At 66.1% G+C, this 18,769-nt stretch carries 15 protein-coding genes; 6 read left to right on the top strand and 9 right to left on the bottom strand.

The genetic code is table 11. The annotated features are described in order from the left end of the window. The first annotated feature begins 13 nt into the window (after nt 1-13). Entirely contained in the window at nt 14-1,642 is a 1,629-nt protein-coding gene (prpR, locus tag NX782_RS09265) for a propionate catabolism operon regulatory protein PrpR (RefSeq protein WP_258845157.1), read from the top strand. A 40-nt stretch (nt 1,643-1,682) separates the two neighbouring features. Here prpR and NX782_RS09260 read toward each other — a convergent pair whose 3' ends face one another. Further along, nucleotides 1,683-2,297 (bottom strand): hypothetical protein, encoded by a 615-nt coding sequence (locus tag NX782_RS09260; protein ID WP_258845156.1) that lies wholly within the window; start codon nt 2,295-2,297, stop codon nt 1,683-1,685. Nucleotides 2,298-2,625: 328 nt separating this feature from the next. Between NX782_RS09260 and NX782_RS09255 the strand changes: the two genes are divergently transcribed. Together NX782_RS09255 and NX782_RS09250 are read left to right on the top strand one after the other, a co-directional pair. Beyond that, nucleotides 2,626-4,011 carry a pyridoxal-phosphate dependent enzyme gene (locus tag NX782_RS09255; protein ID WP_258845155.1) on the top strand — a complete coding sequence of 462 codons (1,386 nt, stop codon included), beginning with the start codon at nt 2,626-2,628 and terminating at the stop codon, nt 4,009-4,011. Between the two features lie 10 nt (nt 4,012-4,021). Beyond that, entirely contained in the window at nt 4,022-5,206 is a 1,185-nt protein-coding gene (locus tag NX782_RS09250) for a trans-sulfuration enzyme family protein (protein ID WP_258845154.1), read from the top strand. 3 nt (nt 5,207-5,209) lie between these two features. On the opposite strand, the gene NX782_RS09245 is transcribed toward NX782_RS09250, so the two are convergent. The 4 genes from NX782_RS09245 to clpS all read right to left on the bottom strand — a co-directional run bounded on the left by NX782_RS09245 (nt 5,210) and on the right by clpS (nt 12,978). Continuing rightward, nucleotides 5,210-8,590 (bottom strand): S41 family peptidase, encoded by a 3,381-nt coding sequence (locus tag NX782_RS09245; protein ID WP_258845153.1) that lies wholly within the window; start codon nt 8,588-8,590, stop codon nt 5,210-5,212. 74 nt (nt 8,591-8,664) lie between these two features. After that, nucleotides 8,665-10,218, bottom strand: a complete 1,554-nt coding sequence (locus NX782_RS09240; RefSeq protein WP_258845152.1) for a methyl-accepting chemotaxis protein — start codon at nt 10,216-10,218, stop codon at nt 8,665-8,667. A gap of 160 nt (nt 10,219-10,378) precedes the next feature. Continuing rightward, nucleotides 10,379-12,679 carry an ATP-dependent Clp protease ATP-binding subunit ClpA gene (gene clpA / locus NX782_RS09235; RefSeq protein WP_258845151.1) on the bottom strand — a complete coding sequence of 767 codons (2,301 nt, stop codon included), beginning with the start codon at nt 12,677-12,679 and terminating at the stop codon, nt 10,379-10,381. After that, entirely contained in the window at nt 12,676-12,978 is a 303-nt protein-coding gene (clpS, locus tag NX782_RS09230; RefSeq protein ID WP_027864722.1) for an ATP-dependent Clp protease adapter ClpS, read from the bottom strand. The genes clpA and clpS overlap by 4 nt, the downstream gene beginning before the upstream one ends. A 344-nt stretch (nt 12,979-13,322) precedes the next feature. On the opposite strand from clpS, the gene cspE reads away from it, so the two are divergent. After that, on the top strand, nt 13,323-13,526 hold the full coding sequence (gene cspE, locus NX782_RS09225; RefSeq protein WP_036165387.1) for a transcription antiterminator/RNA stability regulator CspE: 204 nt from the start codon (nt 13,323-13,325) through the stop codon (nt 13,524-13,526). A gap of 63 nt (nt 13,527-13,589) precedes the next feature. Here cspE and NX782_RS09220 read toward each other — a convergent pair whose 3' ends face one another. Together NX782_RS09220 and icd are read right to left on the bottom strand one after the other, a co-directional pair. Continuing rightward, nucleotides 13,590-13,877, bottom strand: a complete 288-nt coding sequence (locus NX782_RS09220; RefSeq protein WP_258845150.1) for a hypothetical protein — start codon at nt 13,875-13,877, stop codon at nt 13,590-13,592. Between the two features lie 7 nt (nt 13,878-13,884). Next, nucleotides 13,885-15,141 (bottom strand): NADP-dependent isocitrate dehydrogenase, encoded by a 1,257-nt coding sequence (gene icd / locus NX782_RS09215; RefSeq protein WP_258845149.1) that lies wholly within the window; start codon nt 15,139-15,141, stop codon nt 13,885-13,887. 58 nt (nt 15,142-15,199) lie between these two features. On the opposite strand from icd, the gene NX782_RS09210 reads away from it, so the two are divergent. Next, a complete protein-coding gene (locus NX782_RS09210) occupies nt 15,200-15,775 on the top strand; it encodes a pseudouridine synthase (RefSeq protein WP_258845148.1) in 576 nt (191 codons plus the stop codon). Nucleotides 15,776-15,925: 150 nt separating this feature from the next. Here NX782_RS09210 and rpsT read toward each other — a convergent pair whose 3' ends face one another. Then, nucleotides 15,926-16,192, bottom strand: a complete 267-nt coding sequence (rpsT, locus tag NX782_RS09205) for a 30S ribosomal protein S20 (RefSeq protein ID WP_258845147.1) — start codon at nt 16,190-16,192, stop codon at nt 15,926-15,928. Nucleotides 16,193-16,391: 199 nt separating this feature from the next. On the opposite strand from rpsT, the gene murJ reads away from it, so the two are divergent. After that, complete coding sequence (gene murJ / locus NX782_RS09200; RefSeq protein WP_258845146.1) at nt 16,392-17,942, top strand: murein biosynthesis integral membrane protein MurJ; 1,551 nt, start codon at nt 16,392-16,394, stop codon at nt 17,940-17,942. 13 nt (nt 17,943-17,955) lie between these two features. Here the strand turns inward: murJ and NX782_RS09195 are convergent, their stop codons facing one another. Further along, entirely contained in the window at nt 17,956-18,759 is an 804-nt protein-coding gene (locus NX782_RS09195; protein WP_258845145.1) for a type II secretion system protein, read from the bottom strand. Nucleotides 18,760-18,769: the final 10 nt, after the last annotated feature.

Raw genomic sequence — 18,769 nt, 5'->3', positions numbered from 1 at the left:
CTACACTTGCAACATGAGTCATCCCACCCGCACCGCCCCCGATGCCGTCGACAAGCCGGTGATCTGGACCGTTTCCGTGTCCCGCCTGTCCGATCTGTTCCGCGACATCACCCTCGAATACGACCACCTGGCGCAGATCGAGCCGCTGCATTTGGGCTTCGACGATGCCGCCCGCCACATCCGCGAGCGCATGGCGACAGACCACTGCGACGTCGTGATCGCCGCCGGTTCGAATGCCGCCTACCTGAAAGGACGGGTCTCGGTGCCGGTGGTGGTGGCGAAGGCCAGCGGCAGCGACGTGATGCAGGCCCTGGCGCGGGCGCGCCGCCTGTCGCCGCGCATCGCGCTGATCAACTACCAGCAGCCGATGGCGGAACTGGCCGAGTTCAGCGCCACCTTCGGGCTGGCGGTCGAGCAGCGTACTTACGTGACCGAAGAGGATGCGCGCGCCGCCATCGCCGAGCTGAAGGCGGCCGGGGTCGAGGTGATCGTCGGCGCCGGCCTGATCACCGACCTGGCCGAGGAAGCGGGGCTGAAGGCGGTGTTCGTGTACTCGGCGGCCTCGATCCGCCAGGCCTTCGACGATGCGCTCGAGATGGCGCGCCTGACCCGGCTGGAATCCGGCCGCGGCCGGCGCGGCAGCCCGGACACGCGGCGCGCGCGGCGCGGCCTGAACGACCTGCGCGGCGAATCGCCGGCGATGGAAAAGCTGCGTCAGACCGTGGTGCTGTATGCGCGCTCGAAAGCCACGGTGCTGATCCAGGGCGAGACCGGCAGCGGCAAGGAACTGGTGGCCCAGGCCATCCACCGCGAAGGGCCGCACCGCGCCGCGTCCCGCCCTTTCGTCGCGGTGAACTGCGGCGCGATCGCCGAATCGCTGCTGGAATCGGAACTGTTCGGGCACGAGGAAGGCGCCTTCACCGGCGCCCGGCGCGGCGGCCATGCCGGCCTGTTCGAAGCGGCCAACGGCGGCACCCTGTTCCTCGACGAGATCGGCGAGATGCCCCTTGGCTTGCAGACGCGCCTGCTGCGCGTGCTGGAAGAGCGCGAGGTGATGCGGGTCGGCGGCACGCGCCCGGTGCCGATCGACGTGCGGGTGGTCAGCGCCACCCACTGCGACCTCGACGCCCGCGTGCGCGAGGGCCGCTTCCGCGCCGACCTGTTCTACCGCCTGGCGGTGCTGCGCCTGGTGCTGCCGCCGCTGCGCGAGCGCCGCGCCGACATCCCGCAACTGGCCGAATGGTCGCTGAAGAACGCGATGGCGGCCCTCAGCGCGCGCCCGCACCCGAACCTGGCGGCCGAGATCGCGGCCTGCGCGCCGCTGTTGCAGGCCTATGCCTGGCCGGGCAATGTGCGCGAACTGCGCAACCTGATGGAGCGGCTGGCCCTGTTCCTGGCCGCCGAGCCGCTGCAGGCGCTGACCCCGGCCTTCCTGTTGTCGGTCGCGCCCGAGCTGGGCCAGCCGGCGGCGATGCCGGCCGGGGCCCTGCCCGTGCCGGCTGTCCTCCCTGCCGCGCAGGACGCGGCGCAAGCGAACATCGCCGAGGTGCTGGCGCGCTTCGGCGGCCAGCGCGAAGCCGCCGCGCGCCACCTGGGTATCAGCCGCACCACGCTGTGGCGGCGCCTGAAGGCCGGCAGCTGAGCGGGTAACTGAGCGGGCAACTGAGCGGGCAACCGAGGCTTCAGCCGGCGCAGGCCGGCAAGGCCTGGTCGCCGACCAGCAGCAGATTCCGTTTCGCTTCGAGGAAATGGCCGACGCTGTCCAGCTGCGCCGGGCGGCCCTGGTCGTTCACGTCGCGGATGCCGTAGCACTGCGCCAGGCGGCGCGCGGACGGCCACCACAGGAAGTCCGGCTGCTGGGCTTTGTACTGCGCTTCGAGCGCATCGCCCTGCTCGGCGACGGTCCTGAAATCGCGGTAGAACTGCGGGTTGACGCCGATCTCGGCGGTGAACTCGCTTTCCATCTTGGCGATGCGCTTGTTGTTGGCGAGCAGGCCCGGCACCTGTTTCTCCACCTCGGCCGGCGGGATGCCGCCGGCTGTCAACTGTTCGCGGAGATTCTTTTCGCCGGCCAGGTCGGTCAGGTACATAGTGCCGTGATAGGCCAGCACGGCGCCCGGCGGGATGGTCTTGTGGCGGGCGGCCGGGAACATGTAGTTGGCGCAGCTCGAGCCGCAGCCGCGGTCGATTTCCAGGTCCAGGTGCCGGGCATGGATGATGCGGCCCAGCAGGATGCCTTCTTCGCTCGAGCCGCCGGGGCTGTGCACCTTCAGCAGCGTGGTGCCCGGCGTGAGCATCTGCTCCAGGCGCGCCGCATCGCCGCGCTCGATGCCGCCTTCGAAGTGCAGGGTTTTAGCGTCGATGCGGGTGATCTCGGCGGCGTGGCCGGCTGCCGGCAGCAGCGGACAGCGCCAGCAGGGCCGACAGGCAGGTGGTGAATTTCATGTGGATCTCCCGATGAATGGTGCATAAATTCTGCCGGGAATCCACTGATCATGAACACTGTAAACTCTTACAGTTTTACGCTGCGATCCTTGAAAAGGCTTAACATTCCCCAAGTCGGGACGCCACAAAGCGTCCTATGCTCGTCTTTTTTTCGACGGCCCGGCGCCCCTTGGAGGGAATATGCACACCGCGCAACCCGCGTCATCCGCTGCAATCTTTTCGCTGATCGGTAATACCCCACTGGTCGAGGTCACCCGGCTGGACACCGGCCCCTGCCAGCTGTTTCTCAAACTCGAATCCCAGAACCCCGGCGGCTCCATCAAGGACCGCATCGGCCGCGCCATGATCGAGGCGGCCGAGCAGGATGGCCGCCTGAAGCCCGGCGGCACGGTGGTCGAGGCCACCGCCGGCAATACCGGCCTGGGCCTGGCGCTGGTCGCCCGCATCAAGGGCTACCGCGTGGTGCTGGTGGTGCCCGACAAGATGGCCGCCGAGAAAGTGCTGCACCTGAAAGCCCTGGGCGCCGAGATCCACCTGACCCGCTCGGACGTCGGCAAGGGCCACCCCGAGTACTACCAGGATTATGCGGCGCGCCTGGCGCGCGAGATTCCCGGCGCCTGGTTCGCCGACCAGTTCAACAACCCGGCCAATCCGCTGGCCCACGAAACCACGACCGGACCGGAAATCTGGGAACAGATGAAGCACGAGCTCGACGCGGTGGTGGTCGGCGTCGGCTCGTCCGGCACCCTCACCGGCCTGTCGCGCTACTTCGCCAAGGTCCAGCCGGATCTCGAATTCGTGCTGGCCGATCCGCAGGGCTCGATTTTGTCGGAATACGTGCGCACCGGCCGCGTGTCCGAGGTGTCGGGCTCCTGGGCCGTGGAAGGCATCGGCGAGGACTTCATTCCTTCGATTGCCGACCTGTCGCGGGTGCGCCGCGCCTACACCATCGGCGACGAAGAGAGCTTCAATACCGCGCGCACCCTGCTGCGCCAGGAAGGCCTGCTGGCCGGCTCCTCGAGCGGCACCCTGCTGGCCGCCGCCCTGCGCTACTGCCGCGAGCAAAGCACGCCCAAGCGCGTGGTCACTTTTGTGTGCGACACCGGCACCCGCTATCTGACCAAGGTCTACAGCGACGGCTGGATGGTCGACCAGGGCCTGCTGCAGCGCCCGCAGACCGGCGACCTGCGCGACCTGATCGGGCGCCGCTTCGACGACGGCGACGTCGTCACCGTGGCCCCGACCGACACCCTGCTGACCGCCTTCAACCGCATGCGCAGCGCCGACCTGGCCCAGCTGCCGGTGATCGAGCGCGGCCGGCTGGTCGGGCTGGTCGACGAGTCGGACATTCTCAAGCACGTGAGCGCCGAGAAAGGAGACTTCCAGGCGCAGGTTTCGAGCAGCATGACCTCGGCGCTGCAGACCCTGCCGCCGTCGGGCAGCATGCAGCAGGTGCGCGAGATCCTCGACCGCGGCCTGACCGTGGTGATCGCGGAAGGCGAGCGTTTTTATGGCCTGATCACGCGCTTCGACCTCCTCAACCACCTGCGCAGAACATTGAAATGAGATGAGTGAAATGAGCCACGACGACAGCGATAAAAAACGCCACATCGCCACCCGCGTCATCCACGGCGGCCAGGCGCCCGACCCCGGCACCGGCGCGGTGATGCCGCCGATCTACGCGACCTCCACCTTCGCCCAGGAGAGTCCGGGCGTGCACAAGGGCCTGGACTACGGCCGCTCGCACAACCCGACCCGCTGGGCGCTGGAGCGCTGCGTGGCCGACATCGAAAGCGGCGGCGCGGCCTTCGCCTTCGCCTCCGGCCTGGCGGCGATTTCCTCGGTGCTGGAGCTGCTGCCGGCCGGCTCCCACATCGTCGCCGGCGACGACATGTACGGCGGCACCTACCGCCTGTTCGAGCGGGTGCGCCGCCACAGCGCCGGTCACGAGTTCACCTACGTCGACCTGACCGATCCGCTTGCGGTGGCCGGCGCCCTGCGGCCGGACACGAAGATGGTGTGGGTCGAGACGCCGACCAACCCGATGCTGAAGCTGGCCGACCTGCGCGCGCTGGCCGCCCTGTGCCGCGAGCGCGGCGTGCTGTCCGTGTGCGACAACACCTTCGCCAGCCCCATCGTTCAGCGCCCGCTGGAACACGGCATCGACATCGTCGTGCACTCGACCACCAAATACATGAATGGTCATTCGGATGTGATCGGCGGCGTGGCGGTGGTCGGCACGGAAGATCGCCACCAGCAGTTGCGCGAGCGCCTCGGCTTCATCCAGAATGCCGTCGGCGCGATCCAGGGCCCCTTCGACAGCTTCCTGGTGCTGCGCGGGATAAAGACCCTGGCCTTGCGGGTCGAGCGCAGCTCGGCCAATGCCCTGGCGCTGGCCCACTGGCTGGAAGAGCAGAAAAAGGTCAGCCGCGTGTTCTATCCAGGCCTGGCGTCGCATCCCCAGCACGAGCTGGCGCGGCGCCAGATGCACGGCTACGGCGGCATCATCTCGGTCGACCTCGACACCGACCTGGAAGGCAGCAGGCGCTTCCTCGAGCATTGCGAAGTGTTCACGCTGGCCGAAAGCCTGGGCGGGGTCGAGAGCCTGATCGAGCACCCGGCCATCATGACCCATGCCACCATCCCGCCCGAGCAGCGGGCCAGGCTCGGCATCGGCGACGGTTTGATCCGCCTGTCGGTCGGCATCGAACACGTCGACGACCAGCGCGCCGACCTGGCGCGGGCGCTGGCCGCGATCTGAAGTTTATCGTTTCAGCGCAGGAATCGCAGCCGGCTTCCAGGGCTTCACCGGCTGCTCCTTCATCTTCTTCTCCAGCAGCTCGAGCGCCACTTCGAGCTGGCGGTCGCGCCCGTTGAAGGTCTCGTGAGGCAGATTGTCGACCTCGACGTCCGGGGTTACGCCCACGCCTTCGATCAGCCACTCGCCATCGCTCGAAAACTGGCCGTTCTCGGCCACGCGCGCCATGCCGTTGTCCGCCAGGCCGTTGCCGTCGCTGAGCCAGACGCCGGCGCCGGCGCTGCGCTTGCCGACCAGCGGCCCCAGCTTCAAGGCCTTGACGCCGGCGGCAAAGGTCTCGCCATCGGAATAGGTCAGCTCGTCCATCAGCACCACCAGGTGGCCGCGGAAGGTGTTCTGCATGTTCGAGTAGGGCTGCTTGCCGTTCGAGGACCAGAAGGCCCAGGAGCGGCGCAGCAGCTTTTCGATGATCCAGCTGTCGATGTTGCCGCCGTTATTGCGGCGCACGTCGATGATCAGGCCTTCCTTGTTGATGTTGGCGTAGAAGTCGCGCGCGAAGGCGCTGATGTCGCGTGCCACCATCGCGCGCAGGTGCAGGTAGCCGATCTTGCCTTTCGAAGCCGCCTCGACCTGCTGTGCCCTGCCCTGCTCCCAGTCGGCGTAGCGCAGGCTGGCGTGGGTCGCCATCGAGACCGGGGTGACGATCACTGCACGCGGCTTCGCATTTTTCGCGCCCGGGCTCTTCACGTGCAGGAGCACCTGCTTGCCGGCGGTGTCCAGCAGCAGGTCGGCGATGTCGCGCGCCTCCGGCAGCGACTTGCCGTTGACGGCCGTGATGATGTCGCCTTCCCTGACCTGGACGTCCGGCGCGGCCAGCGGCCCCGCTTCGGACGGCAGCTCCGGCTCGCTGCGGTAGACGTGGTCGACGCGGTAGCCGTCCGCGACCCGCGTCAGGACCGCGCCCAGGCTGGCCGGCGTGCCCTCGCTGGCGGCGCGGCGCACGTCACCGGGACGGATCTGCGAGTGCAGCGCGCCGACCTCGCCGACCATCATGCCCAGCACGTCGTCCAGTTCCGCGCGGTCGGTCACGCGCTCGACCAGCGGCGCGTAGCGCGCGCGCATGGCGTTCCAGTCGATGCCGCGCATGTTGGCGTCGTACAGGAAGTCGCGGTGCATGCGCCAGGCGTCGTTGAACATCTGCTTCCATTCCAGGCGCGGATTCGAGCTCACCGCCCAGTCGTCGATTTTCACTTTGGCCTTGGCCAGGTCGGCCGGGGCCTTGGCGGCGGCATCGACGATCAGCATGTCGCCCGGCGTGCCCCTGGCAAAGGTGCGGTAAAACACATGCTTGTGGTCGCTGGACAGGCCGAACTCGCGCACGTTGGCGGCAAAGGTCTCCGGCTGTGGCGTGCTGCGCGTGATCGCCACGGTCTTGAGGGTGCCGCCCTTGGTGGGGTCCTGGTCGGCGTCCAGCAGGTAGAGGCGCTTGTCGTCGACCGCCAGCGCGCGGTAATTGCCCGGCATGACCGGTACTTCGTAGAGGCGTTCGCGCAAGCCGGCGTAGACGATCGCCGGCGTCGGCGCGGCCGGCTTGTCGAGGCCGGCAGCCTTGATCTTCGCTTCCGCTGCGGCCGAGGCGGCGGCAACGGCCGCCCCCTTGGCGCTGTCCGCTTCGTCCGCGCCCGGCAATTTCACGGCCGCCTTGGCCGCCGCCTCGGGCGACTTCTCTTCCGGCTTGGTCAGCTCGTCTTCCGGCTTGAAGGGGAAGCGCACGTCCGGCTGCAGCGCCAGCGCATACACGCCGACGCGCTTGTCGAACACCGGCCCCATGTTGCGGTCGCCCCAGGGCGAGGCATTGCCCAGGTTGAAGTGGCGCGCCGACAGGAAGTACAGCCATTTGCCGTCCGGCGAGAAGGCCGGCGAGCTGGCCTCGTAGCGGTCGGTGGTGACAAAAGCGAGGGTCCGGTTGGCCAGATTGAACATGCCGATCTGGTCGCGTCGTTCGCTGCTGCCGGCGCGCACGAAGGCCAGGTTGCGGCTGTCGGGCGACCACACCACCTGGTCGGAACGGTCCAGGCCTGCCTGGCCGGCATCGTCGATGATGACGTTGGTGCGGGCCGCCAGGTCGAGCAGCCAGGTGCGGCCCTTCTTGTCGGTGTGGGCCAGCCATTTGCCGTCCGGCGAGGGGTACAGCGCCGAGCGATGACTGGCGCCGTCGGTGGTCAGACGTTCGCCATGGCCGGAGCCGTCGGCCGCGTAGCGCCAGATCTCGTTTTCGCCGCTGGTGTCGGCGATCGCGTAGACCCATTTGTCGTCGTGGCTGAACACGGCGCCACGGGCGCGCGCGCCTTCCGGCACCGCGATCTCGACCCGGCGATGGCTGCCGGTGCCAGCGATCGTCACCCGGCCGCGCGCGGTCAGGACGATGCGCTCGGCCTTGCTGGCGACCTCGATGCCGGTCAGCGCGTCGAGCGGCGACTTCACGCGCCGCAGGCGCTGCTGGTCGAAGTCGGACACCAGGCTGGCATGCACCAGCGCATCCTGGCCGCTGGCGATGTCGAACACGTGCAGGTCGGCGCCCAGCTGGTAGGCGATGCGGCCGTCGCCGAGCGAAGCGGTGCGCACGTCCCACGCCTTGTGGTGCGTGAGTTCGCGGCGGTCGCTGCCGTCCGGCAGCGAGGTCCAGAGATTGTCGGCGCCGCCGGCATCGCTGATGAAGTACAGGCGGCCCTGCCACCACATGGCGCGGCGGTTGTTGGCGGCATCGTCCTTGAACAGCTGTTGCGCCTCGGTTTTCGCACCCAGGTCGAAGCGCCACAGCTGGGCATGGGCGCCGCCGCGGTAGGCTTTCACGTTATCGTTGGTCATCGACAGGCCCATGCGCGTGAAGTACACGGTGCGGCCCGCGTCATCCAGCACGGCGTCGTTGGCGTCGGCCAGCGGCAGCACGCGGCGCGTCAGCTTGACCGGATCGAGCGCGGCGACCACGCGGTGCTTCGAGGGCCCGGTCGAGTTCTCGGTACTGACCAGCACCTCGCCCTGCGCCGTCCAGCCGAGCACGTTCACGCCGCCGTTCTCGAAGGTGATGCGCTTCGGCAGCCCGCCTTCGAGCGGCATCACATAGGCTTCCTGGGCGCCTTCATACGAGGCGGCGAAGGCGACGAACTTGCCGTCGTGCGAAATCGCCGGCTGGGTTTCGCTCGACGGGTGGGTGGTCAGGCGCGTGGCCTTGCCGCCCCCGACCGCCGTGCGCCAGAGGTCGCCCTCGGCGGTGAACACGACCGTCTCGCCGCGCACGGCGGGAAAGCGGAAATAGGGATCGGCGGCGCCGGCCTGCTGGCCGATGAGCGCCAGCGACAGCGCGAGGATGGTGGGGGAGACGTTCATGTTCACTGAAACAAGGTTGCTGGAGAACATGAGTTTGCCATAGTGAAACGGCTAGTTGGCGTGCATACATGCAATTAATTCATGAGCGCCGGACGCATTTCCCTGACCTTGAAGGTGGCGACGACCCCGGTCAGCTGCTCGGCCTGGGCGCGCATGGTTTCGGCCGCTGCCGCCGCCTGCTCGACCATGGCGGCGTTCTGGCGGGTCGCCTCGTCCATGTCCGCGATCGTGTGGCGCACCTGGGCGATGCCCGCGGCCTGTTCGGCACTGGCGGCGTCGATGGCGCCGAGCAGGTCGGCCACCTGCTGCACGCGCTCGAGGATCTGGCGCATGGTGGCGCCGGCCGCCCCGGCAATCCCGGCACCGGATTCGATGGCGCCGAGCGATGCCGCGATCAGGGTCTTGATCTCTTTCGCCGCCGCAGCCGAATGTTGGGCCAGGCTGCGCACTTCGTTGGCGACCACGGCAAAGCCGCGCCCTTCGGCGCCGGCGCGCGCCGCCTCCACCGCCGCGTTCAGGGCCAGGATATTCGTCTGGAAGGCGATGCCGTCGATCATGGCGGTGATGTCGCCGATCTTTGCCGCCGACTGGCGGATCGTCGCCATGCGCTCGACCATTTGCCCAACGGCGCCCGCCCCTTCCCGCGCCACGCCGGAGGCTGCCAGCGCCAGTTCGCTGGCGTCGTGCGCATTCGCGTGGTTCTGCTGGACCGTTTCGAGCAGGCCGGCCATCGCGCGCACGGTGGCATGCAGACTGCTGGCCTGGTGCTCGGTGCGCTGCGACAGGTCGCGGTTGCCGGCGGCGATGTCGGCCGAGGCATCGTCGATCAGGCGCGCGCTGGCCAGCACCCTGGTCACGGTGGCGGACACGCCGCCAGTCATGTGGTTCAGGGCGTCGAACAGGCGCCCGATCTCATCGCAGCGCGCATGCCGGATGCTGGCGCTGAGGTCGCCGCGGGCGACGCGCTCGGCCAGCTGCACGGCATCCTGCAGCGGCGCGACGATGCTGCGCGTGAGCAGCCAGCCGGCGAGCACACCGAGCAGCAGCGCGGCGCCACCCACGGCCAGCAGCAGCGTACGGCTGAACAGCGAGGCGCCGGCCGATGCAGCGGCCATCTCGCGCGCCTGGCGGGTCTGGTAGGCCAGCAGCGCGTCGAGCGCCCTGGTGTAGGCATCGAAGCTGGCCGTCATGTCCGTCGACGCGAGTTGCTCCACTTCCTGGGTCTTGCCGAGGTCCTTGGCCTGGAACACCTGCTTGCGCACGGCTAGATAAGCGGCCTTGCGCTGCGCGGCCTGCTCGGCCAGCCTGCGCTCGTCGCCGTTCGCGAGCTGGGCCTTCAAGCGCGCTGCCAGTGCCGCTTCTTCCTTGTCGCCCTGGGTCAGCTGGGCCTGGAAATAGTCGCCCGCTTCGAGGCTGTCGCTGCGCGCGATGGCGCCGGCGCGTACGCCGTTCAGGCGCGCCATGCCGAGCAGTTCGGCGCTGAGCTGCTGGCCGGCCAGCTTGTTGTGGACCAGATCGTTCGTGAGCGCATCGGCGGCCTGCATCCGCCACAGGGCGACGATGCAGATGATGACGATGGCAGCGGAGACGGCGGCGAAGGCGCCGATGATCTTGGTACCGGTTTGCATCCTGGATAAGCGCATGGGCTGGCGGGCGGGATCGAGAAATGCCGCCAGTATAGGATTGCCATATGACAACTCCATGACGCCGCTGGACGAAAAAAAAGCCCGCGAGTGCGGGCTGCACTGAGCGGGCTTTTGGTGGCGGGGCGAACCCCGCAGTCTTGCTTTACTCGATCTCGACCGTTTCGACCGGCTCCGGCGGCGGCGGGACGTCGCCTTCCGGGAACTCGAGGAACACGTCGTCCTTCTCGTTCAGGTCCACCGTCACGCGTCCGCCGTTGACCAGGCGGCCGAACAGCAGCTCGTCGGCCAGCGCCTTGCGGATCATGTCCTGGATCAGGCGCGACATCGGACGCGCACCCATCAGCGGATCGAAACCCTTCTTCGAGAGGAACTTGCGCAGTTTCTCGGTGAAGACGGCTTCCACCTTCTTCTCGTGCAGCTGCTCTTCCAGCTGCATCAGGAACTTGTCCACGACGCGCAGGATGATTTCCTCGTCCAGCGCGCGGAAGCTGATGATGGCATCCAGGCGGTTGCGGAACTCCGGCGTGAACATGCGCTTGATGTCGGCCATCTCGTCGCCCTGCGCCTTCGAATCCACGAAGCCCACCGAACGCTTGGTCAGGCTCTCGGCGCCCGCGTTCGTGGTCATGATGATGATCACGTTGCGGAAGTCCGCCTTGCGGCCGTTGTTGTCGGTCAGCGTGCCGTGGTCCATCACCTGCAGCAGGATGTTGAAAATGTCCGGGTGGGCTTTTTCAATCTCGTCCAGCAGCAGCACCGTGTGCGGCTTCTTGGTGATGGCCTCGGTCAGCAGGCCGCCCTGGTCGAAGCCGACGTAGCCCGGCGGCGCACCGATCAGGCGCGACACCGCATGGCGTTCCATGTACTCCGACATGTCGAAGCGCACCAGCTCGATGCCGAGGATGAAGGCCAACTGCTTGGCGACCTCGGTCTTGCCGACGCCGGTCGGACCGGAGAACAGGAAGGAGCCGATCGGCTTGTCCTGCTTGCCCAGGCCGGCACGGGCCATCTTGATGGCCGAGGCCAGCGCGTCGATGGCCGGGTCTTGCCCGAACACGACGTTGCGCAGGTCGCGGTCGATGGTCTGCAGCTTGCTGCGGTCGTCCTGGTTGACGGTTTGCGGGGGGATCCGCGCGATCTTCGCGATGATGTCCTCGATCTCCGTCTTGCCGATGGTCTTCTTCTGCTTCGACTTCGGCAGGATGCGCTGGGCCGCACCGGCTTCGTCGATCACGTCGATCGCCTTGTCGGGCAGATGACGGTCATTGATGAAGCGTGCCGCGAGTTCCGCCGCGGTCGACAGCGCCGACGACGAATACTTCACGCCGTGGTGCTCTTCGAAGCGCGACTTCAGGCCGCGCAGGATCTGCACGGTCTGCTCGACCGACGGCTCGTTGACGTCGACCTTCTGGAAGCGGCGGCTCAGTGCGTGGTCTTTCTCGAACACGCCGCGGAATTCCGTGAACGTGGTCGCGCCGATGCACTTGAGCTGGCCGTTCGCCAGGGCCGGCTTCAGCAGGTTCGAGGCGTCGAGCGTACCGCCCGAAGCCGAACCGGCGCCGATGATCGTGTGGATCTCGTCGATGAACAGGATGCCGTTCGGCGTGTCCTTGAGCTGCTTGAGCACCGCTTTCAGGCGCTGCTCGAAGTCGCCGCGGTACTTGGTGCCGGCCAGCAGCGCGCCCATGTCCAGCGAATACACGACGGCATTCTGCAGGATCTCCGGCACGTCTTCCTGGACGATGCGCCATGCCAGGCCTTCCGCGATCGCGGTCTTGCCGACCCCGGCCTCGCCCACCAGCAGCGGGTTGTTCTTGCGGCGGCGGCACAGGATCTGGATCACGCGGTCGACTTCTTCCTCGCGGCCGATCAGCGGATCGATCTTGCCGTCGGCAGCCGACTTGTTCAGGTTCTGGGTGAACTGGTCCAGCGGGCTTTCTTTCGTCGCGCCTTCGACCTGGGCCTCTTCCACGCCTTCCGACGCCTTCTGGCTGTCGATCTGCTGGTCCTTGCGCACGCCGTGCGAAATGAAATTGACCACGTCGAGACGGGTCACGCCCTGCTGGTGCAGGTAGTAGACGGCATGCGAGTCCTTCTCGCCGAAGATCGCCACCAGCACGTTCGCGCCGGTCACTTCCTTCTTGCCGTTCGAGGCGGATTGCACGTGCATGATCGCACGCTGAATCACACGCTGGAAACCGAGGGTCGGCTGGGTATCGACCTCGCCCGTGCCGGGCACGGTCGGGGTGTTGTCGCCGATGAAATTCGTCAAGGTCTTGCGCAGATCTTCGATGTTGACCGCGCACGCACGCAGGACTTCAGCGGCCGACGGGTTGTCGAGCAGCGCCAGAAGCAGGTGTTCGACCGTGATGAACTCGTGCCGAGCCTGCCGCGCTTCGACAAAGGCCATATGTAAAGAGACTTCCAATTCCTGCGCAATCATACTTCCTCCATCACGCACTGCAGGGGGTGACCTGCCTTACGCGCATGCGTTAATACAAACTCCACTTTGGTACACGCTATATCTTTGGAAAACACGCCGCACACCCCTTTACCATGGCGATGTACGGAAAGCATGATCTGCGTCGCCGTCTCGCGATCCTTGTTGAAATACTCCTGGATGATGGCGACCACAAACTCCATCGGAGTGTAATCGTCGTTCAGCAGCGCCACCTGGTACAGGGGGGGTGGCTTTACGGTCTGCCGCTCCAGCAGCTGTTCGGTATCGTGCTTGGTTGCCATAAGAGTATTCTAAAATGCTTTCGCTGTTCGTGCGTACGTTAACAATCAGGGTTAATCAGGGTCCTTGCCTGCGTCATCCCATGTGCTTTCCATCTTACGCGTTTTCCCCGTTGCGCGCAGATGGCGACCCAGTTGCGAAAATCAAGAGCTTGTTTTAAAGCAGTAGTGGAAATTTTCACAACACGCGTTCAAAAGCGCTTGACTTACAGGATTATTGCAACAACAATGCAGTTATTGACATGTACTTATGTACTTGTTGATAAGAAGTGAGCAGGCTGAGGAGGGGGCAAGAAGCTTCTTGCTTTTATGGCTCGTGTGATTCGTTTTTAATCGAAGGTTATTTTATGGCAACAGGTACTGTGAAGTGGTTCAATGATTCCAAAGGTTTTGGCTTCATCACCCCAGATGACGGCGGCGAGGATTTGTTCGCACACTTCTCCGCAATCAATATGAACGGTTTTAAGACCCTCAAAGAAGGTCAGAAAGTCCAATTCGAAGTCACGCAAGGCCCTAAAGGCAAGCAAGCTTCCAACATCGTGGGCGCTTAATCTCCCTCGGGAAGCTAAAAGCCCCGCTGCGGCGGGGCTTTTTTTATTCGGGTACCCGCATCCTCAGCCGCGGGGACCGATGTGGCCGCCACCGAGTCCCTCCACCAGCGTGGTATACAACTCCGGCACGCCGCGCAGGATCATGTCGACTTCCGGATCGTCCAGCGCCCTCTTCTCTTCGATCGGCTTCATCAATTGCCGATGACGCTCGGCCAATTCCCTGGCCGCGGCCGCCAGTTCCGGCGCCACCCGCGCATCGTGCTCCAGCCCCAGCAGGTGCTCGACACCGCCGAGGCGCTGCACGCCATAGATCAGCTTACCGATACCTTCGTATCTGGTTTCGTCCGCCATGCCGGCCTCAGCCCATGCACTCGATCATCACCTCGCCGAAGCCCGAGCACGACACCTGGGTCGCGCCTTCCATCAGGCGGGCGAAATCGTAGGTCACGCGCTTCGAGGTGATCGCCTTCTCCATCGACGCGATCAAAAGGTCGGCGGCCTCCGTCCAGCCCATGTGACGCAGCATCATCTCGGCCGACAGGATCAGCGAACCCGGGTTCACGTAATCCTTGCCGGCGTACTTGGGCGCGGTGCCGTGGGTCGCCTCGAACATCGCCACCGAATCCGACATGTTGGCGCCCGGCGCGATGCCGATGCCGCCGACCTGCGCCGCCAGCGCATCCGAAATATAGTCGCCGTTCAGGTTCAGGGTCGCGATCACGCTGTACTCCGCCGGGCGCAGCAGGATCTGCTGCAGGAAGGCGTCGGCGATCGAATCCTTGATCGTGATGTCGCGGCCGGTTTTCGGGTTCTTGAACTTGCACCACGGGCCGCCGTCGATCAGCTCGGCGCCGAACTCCTTCAAGGCCAGCGCATAGCCCCAGTCGCGGAAGCCGCCCTCGGTGTACTTCATGATATTGCCCTTGTGGACCAGGGTCACCGAAGGCTTGTCGTTGTCGATCGCGTACTGGATCGCCTTGCGCACCAGGCGCTCGGTGCCTTCGCGCGAGACCGGCTTGACGCCGATGCCCGAGCTGTCCGGGAAGCGGATCTTGCTGACGCCCATTTCCTTGACCAGGAAGTCGATGATCTTCCTGGCGCCCTCGGATTCGGCGGCCCACTCGATGCCGGCATAGATGTCTTCGGAGTTCTCGCGGAAGATCACCATGTCGGTCTTGTGCGGCTCCTTCAGCGGCGACGGCACGCCGGCGAAATAGCGCACCGGGCGCAGGCAGACGTACAGGTCGAGTTCCTGGCGCAGCGCCACGTTCAGCGAGCGGATGCCGCCGCCGACCGGGGTCGTCAGCGGGCCCTTGATCGAGACCACGTAGTCCTTGACCGCGTCCAGCGTTTCCGACGGCAGCCAGACGTCCGGTCCGTAGATGCGGGTCGACTTCTCGCCGGCGAAGATTTCCATCCAGCTGATCCGGCGCGCGCCGCCGTAGGCTTTCGCCACCGCCGCGTCGACCACCTTGCGCATCACCGGGGTGATATCCACGCCGGTGCCGTCGCCCTCGATATACGGGATGATCGGCTGGTCCGGCACGTTCAGCGAGAAGTCGGGGTTGACGGTGATCTTCGCGCCCTCGGCCGGTACTTGAATATGTTCGAACATTGGGAGGTCTCCGAAATACAATAGCGATGCTTGCTATTTTGCTCTAAAAACCTCTTCCATGTCCCTCATCTTATTTAACAAACCATTCCAGGTGCTCTGCCAGTTCAGCGCCGAACCGGGCCGGGCCTCGCTCGCCGACTATATCGACATCCCCGGCATCTACCCGGCCGGCCGTCTCGACGCCGATAGCGAAGGCCTGATGCTGCTGACCGACGACGGCAAGCTCCAGCACCGCATCGCCCATCCGGACCAGAAGGAAGCCAAGACGTATATCGTGCAGGTGGACGGCGTGCCCGATGCCGACCTGCTGGCGCGCCTGCAGGCCCCGCTGGACCTGGGCGACTTCGTGACCAAGCCCTGCCGCGCTGCCAAAATCGCCGAGCCGGAATGGCTGTGGCCGCGCAACCCGCCGATCCGGGTCCGCCAGGACAAGCCGACGGGCTGGATCGCGATCACGCTGCAGGAAGGCAAGAACCGCCAGGTGCGGCGCATGACGGCCGCGGTCGGGCTGCCGACACTGCGTCTGGTACGCACCAGCATCGGGCCGTTCTCGCTGTCCAGCAACCCCTTGATGCCGGGCGAATGGATGGAAGTGCCGGCCGAGGCGGTCGGCGCCGGAAAATCCCGAAAGTAATTGCCAAAACCCGGGGGGGGGGCAGCCCCCCCCCGGTTTTTGGCACCGGTTTTTGGCGTTGTATCAACGAAAAAACCCGCCGGACCTGAGGTCGAGCGGGTTTCTCATCCTGCAGAACTGCGCAGCAAACGCCGCGCAATGCCGGAGCTATTAGGCCGACAGGGCCTTGATAGCAGCAGCCAGGCGGCTCTTGTGGCGAGCGGCCTTGTTCTTGTGGATGATTTTCTTGTCAGCGATGCTGTCGATGGTCGACACGGATTGCTGGAAGATCGAGGTTGCAGCGGCCTTGTCGCCAGCCTGGATGGCCTTCTTGACAGCCTTGATCGCGGTGCGCAGGGTCGAGCGCTGAGCCGAGTTGTGAGCGTTTTGCTTGACTGCTTGACGAGCGCGCTTACGCGCCTGTGCGGTATTTGCCATGGAATTTCCTAATCGGTGTAAGTTGCGTCCGCAAACACCTCAAACGATTAGTGTCTGCCAACTGAATTCAATACAGCCCTCGATTATAGCGAAGGTTTCATCGCAGGGCAATTCCAAATTCATGATTGCGGCCGCTTTACCCTCTAAAAGCGACGCTCGGAAGTTTCTGCGAGCTATTGCCCAGCTATAATCGCGGCCTATGAACCTACTCCGAACCCTGGCGGCCATCTCGAGCATGACGATGGTCTCCCGCATCACCGGTCTGCTGCGCGATACCCTGTTCGCGCGTGCCTTCGGCGCCTCGCCCTACACCGACGCTTTCTACATCGCCTTCCGCCTGCCCAACCTGCTGCGCCGGCTGTTCGGCGAAGGCGCGTTCTCGCAAGCCTTCGTGCCCATCCTGGCCGAATACAAGAACCAGAAAGGCGAAGAAGCCACGCGTTCGCTGGTCGACCACGTCGCCACCACCCTGGTCTGGGCGACCGTCGTGGTCAGCGTGCTGGGGATCGTTGCCGCGCCGCTGATCCTGATGGGCATCGCCAGCGGCCTGGACGGCGACGGCTTCGACAAGGGCGTGGTCATGACCCGCCTGATGTTCCCCTACATCGCCTGCATGTCCTTCGTGGTGCTGGCCGGCGCCGTGCTCAACACCTGGCGCGAATTCAAGATCCCGGCCTTCACGCCGGTGCTGTGGAACCTGTCCTCGATCTTCTTCTCGCTGTTCCTGGTGCAGTACTTCGAGGTGCCGATCTACTCGATGGCGGTGGCGGTGATGGTCGGGGGCGTGGCCCAGGTCGCGATCCAGATCCCGGCCCTGAAGCGCATCGGCATGCTGCCGCGCCTGTCCTTCAATCCGCTGTCCGGCCTGAAAGACCCCGGCGTGCGCCGCATCCTCAAGAAGATGGGGCCGGCCGTGTTCGCGGTCTCCGCGGCCCAGATCAGCCTGCTCATCAACACCAACTACGCGTCCAACATGGGCGGCGGCGCCGTCTCGGTGCTGCAGTACGCCGACCGCCTGATGGAATTCCCGACCGGGATCCTGGGCGTGGCGCTGGGCACCATCCTGCTGCCCAGCCTGTCGAAGGCGAACGCCGACGGCGACATCGGCGAATACTCGGCCCTGCTCGACTGGGGCCTGCGCCTGACCTTCCTGCTGGCCCTGCCGGCCGCGGTGGGCCTGGCCGCGCTGTCGACGCCCCTGATCGCCGCCCTCTTCAACTACGGCGAATTCAACGCCGCCAACGTCGCCGCCGCCACCGCGCCGCTGATGTCGTATGCGGCCGGCCTGCTGGGCATCATCCTGGTCAAGATCCTGGCGCCGGCCTTCTACGCGCGCCAGGACATCCGCACCCCGGTGCGCATCGCCATCGGCGTGCTGATCGCGACCCAGGCCATGAACCTGGTGTTCGTGCAGATGCTGGGCATGGGCGTGGCCGGGCTGGCGCTGTCGATCGGTCTGGGCGCCTGCCTGAATGCGCTGTTCCTGTACACCGGCCTGCGCCGCCGCAGCATCTACACGCCGCATGCCGGCTGGTTGGGCTTTTTCCTGAAGGTGGTGGTGGCGGTGGTGCTGATGGGCCTGGCCGCCTGGTTCAGCCAGGCGCAGCTCGACTGGGCCGGACTGCGCTCGCATCCGGTGCTGCGCATCGTCGCCCTGCTGGCGATCATCGCGCTCAGCGCCATCGTCTACTTTGCCGTGCTGTTCGCGCTGGGCTTCCGTCCGCGCGATTTCATGCGCCGCGCGAAGTAATCAACGGCGGGCGTCAACGGCGGCTGGCATCGCGCGCCGCCGTCTCGTCCTTCTCATCCTTCTCGTCGTCGCCGGAGCCCGCCGCTTCGGACGGCGGCTCCACCGGTTCCGGCGCGGCCACGTTCTCGGGCGGCGGTGCCGGCGGTGGCGGCACAGGCGCAGGCGTCGTGCTGCCCGGATTGCCGCGCCCCGGGAACAGCGAGGGCGGCTCGGACGGATTCTGCGGCGGCTGGCCGGGCTGACCGAACAGCGGCGGCTGCCCTGGCTGCCCCGGCTGACCAGGCTGCAGCGGCGGCTGGCCGGGCTGTCCCGGCTGCCCCTGCACCACACCCTGCCCGGTCGCCGCGAACTTCCAGTCCGCCAGGTGCTCCTTGCCGTCCAGCTCCTGGAAGCGCGCGTCGAAGCCGGACTGCTTGAGCGGCTTGGCTTGCGACAGGCTGTACACGGCCAGCACGCCGCTGCCGCCCGCACCGTCGATGCCGCTGCCCTTGTTCAGCCAGACGATGCCCCATTCGGCCTTGCCGGTGATCGGGTCGACGAAGACCTTGCGCAGATGGCGGCGGATGCCGGGCACACGCGGGTCCTTCAGCAGCTCTTCCAATGACGGCGGCTGCTGCGGCTGGCCGCGCGGAGTCGCTTCCGCATAGCTGGTCAGCGCCGCGCTGAAGGCGGCGCCGATTTCCAGCAGCTCTTCTTCGGCGGCGGCGCGGCGCAGCAGCGCATCGGCCTTCAGGGTGGCGGCGCCGACCAGGCCGATGATCGTCACCAGCACGATCAGGCCGACATAGGTGAAGCCATCCTGGCGACGCCGTCGCATGGTCGGCCTG

The sequence above is a fragment of the Massilia norwichensis genome, from assembly GCF_024753245.1.
In the GTDB taxonomy this organism is placed as follows: domain Bacteria; phylum Pseudomonadota; class Gammaproteobacteria; order Burkholderiales; family Burkholderiaceae_D; genus Telluria; species Telluria norwichensis.
This window is presented reverse-complemented; position numbering and strand designations above follow the sequence as displayed.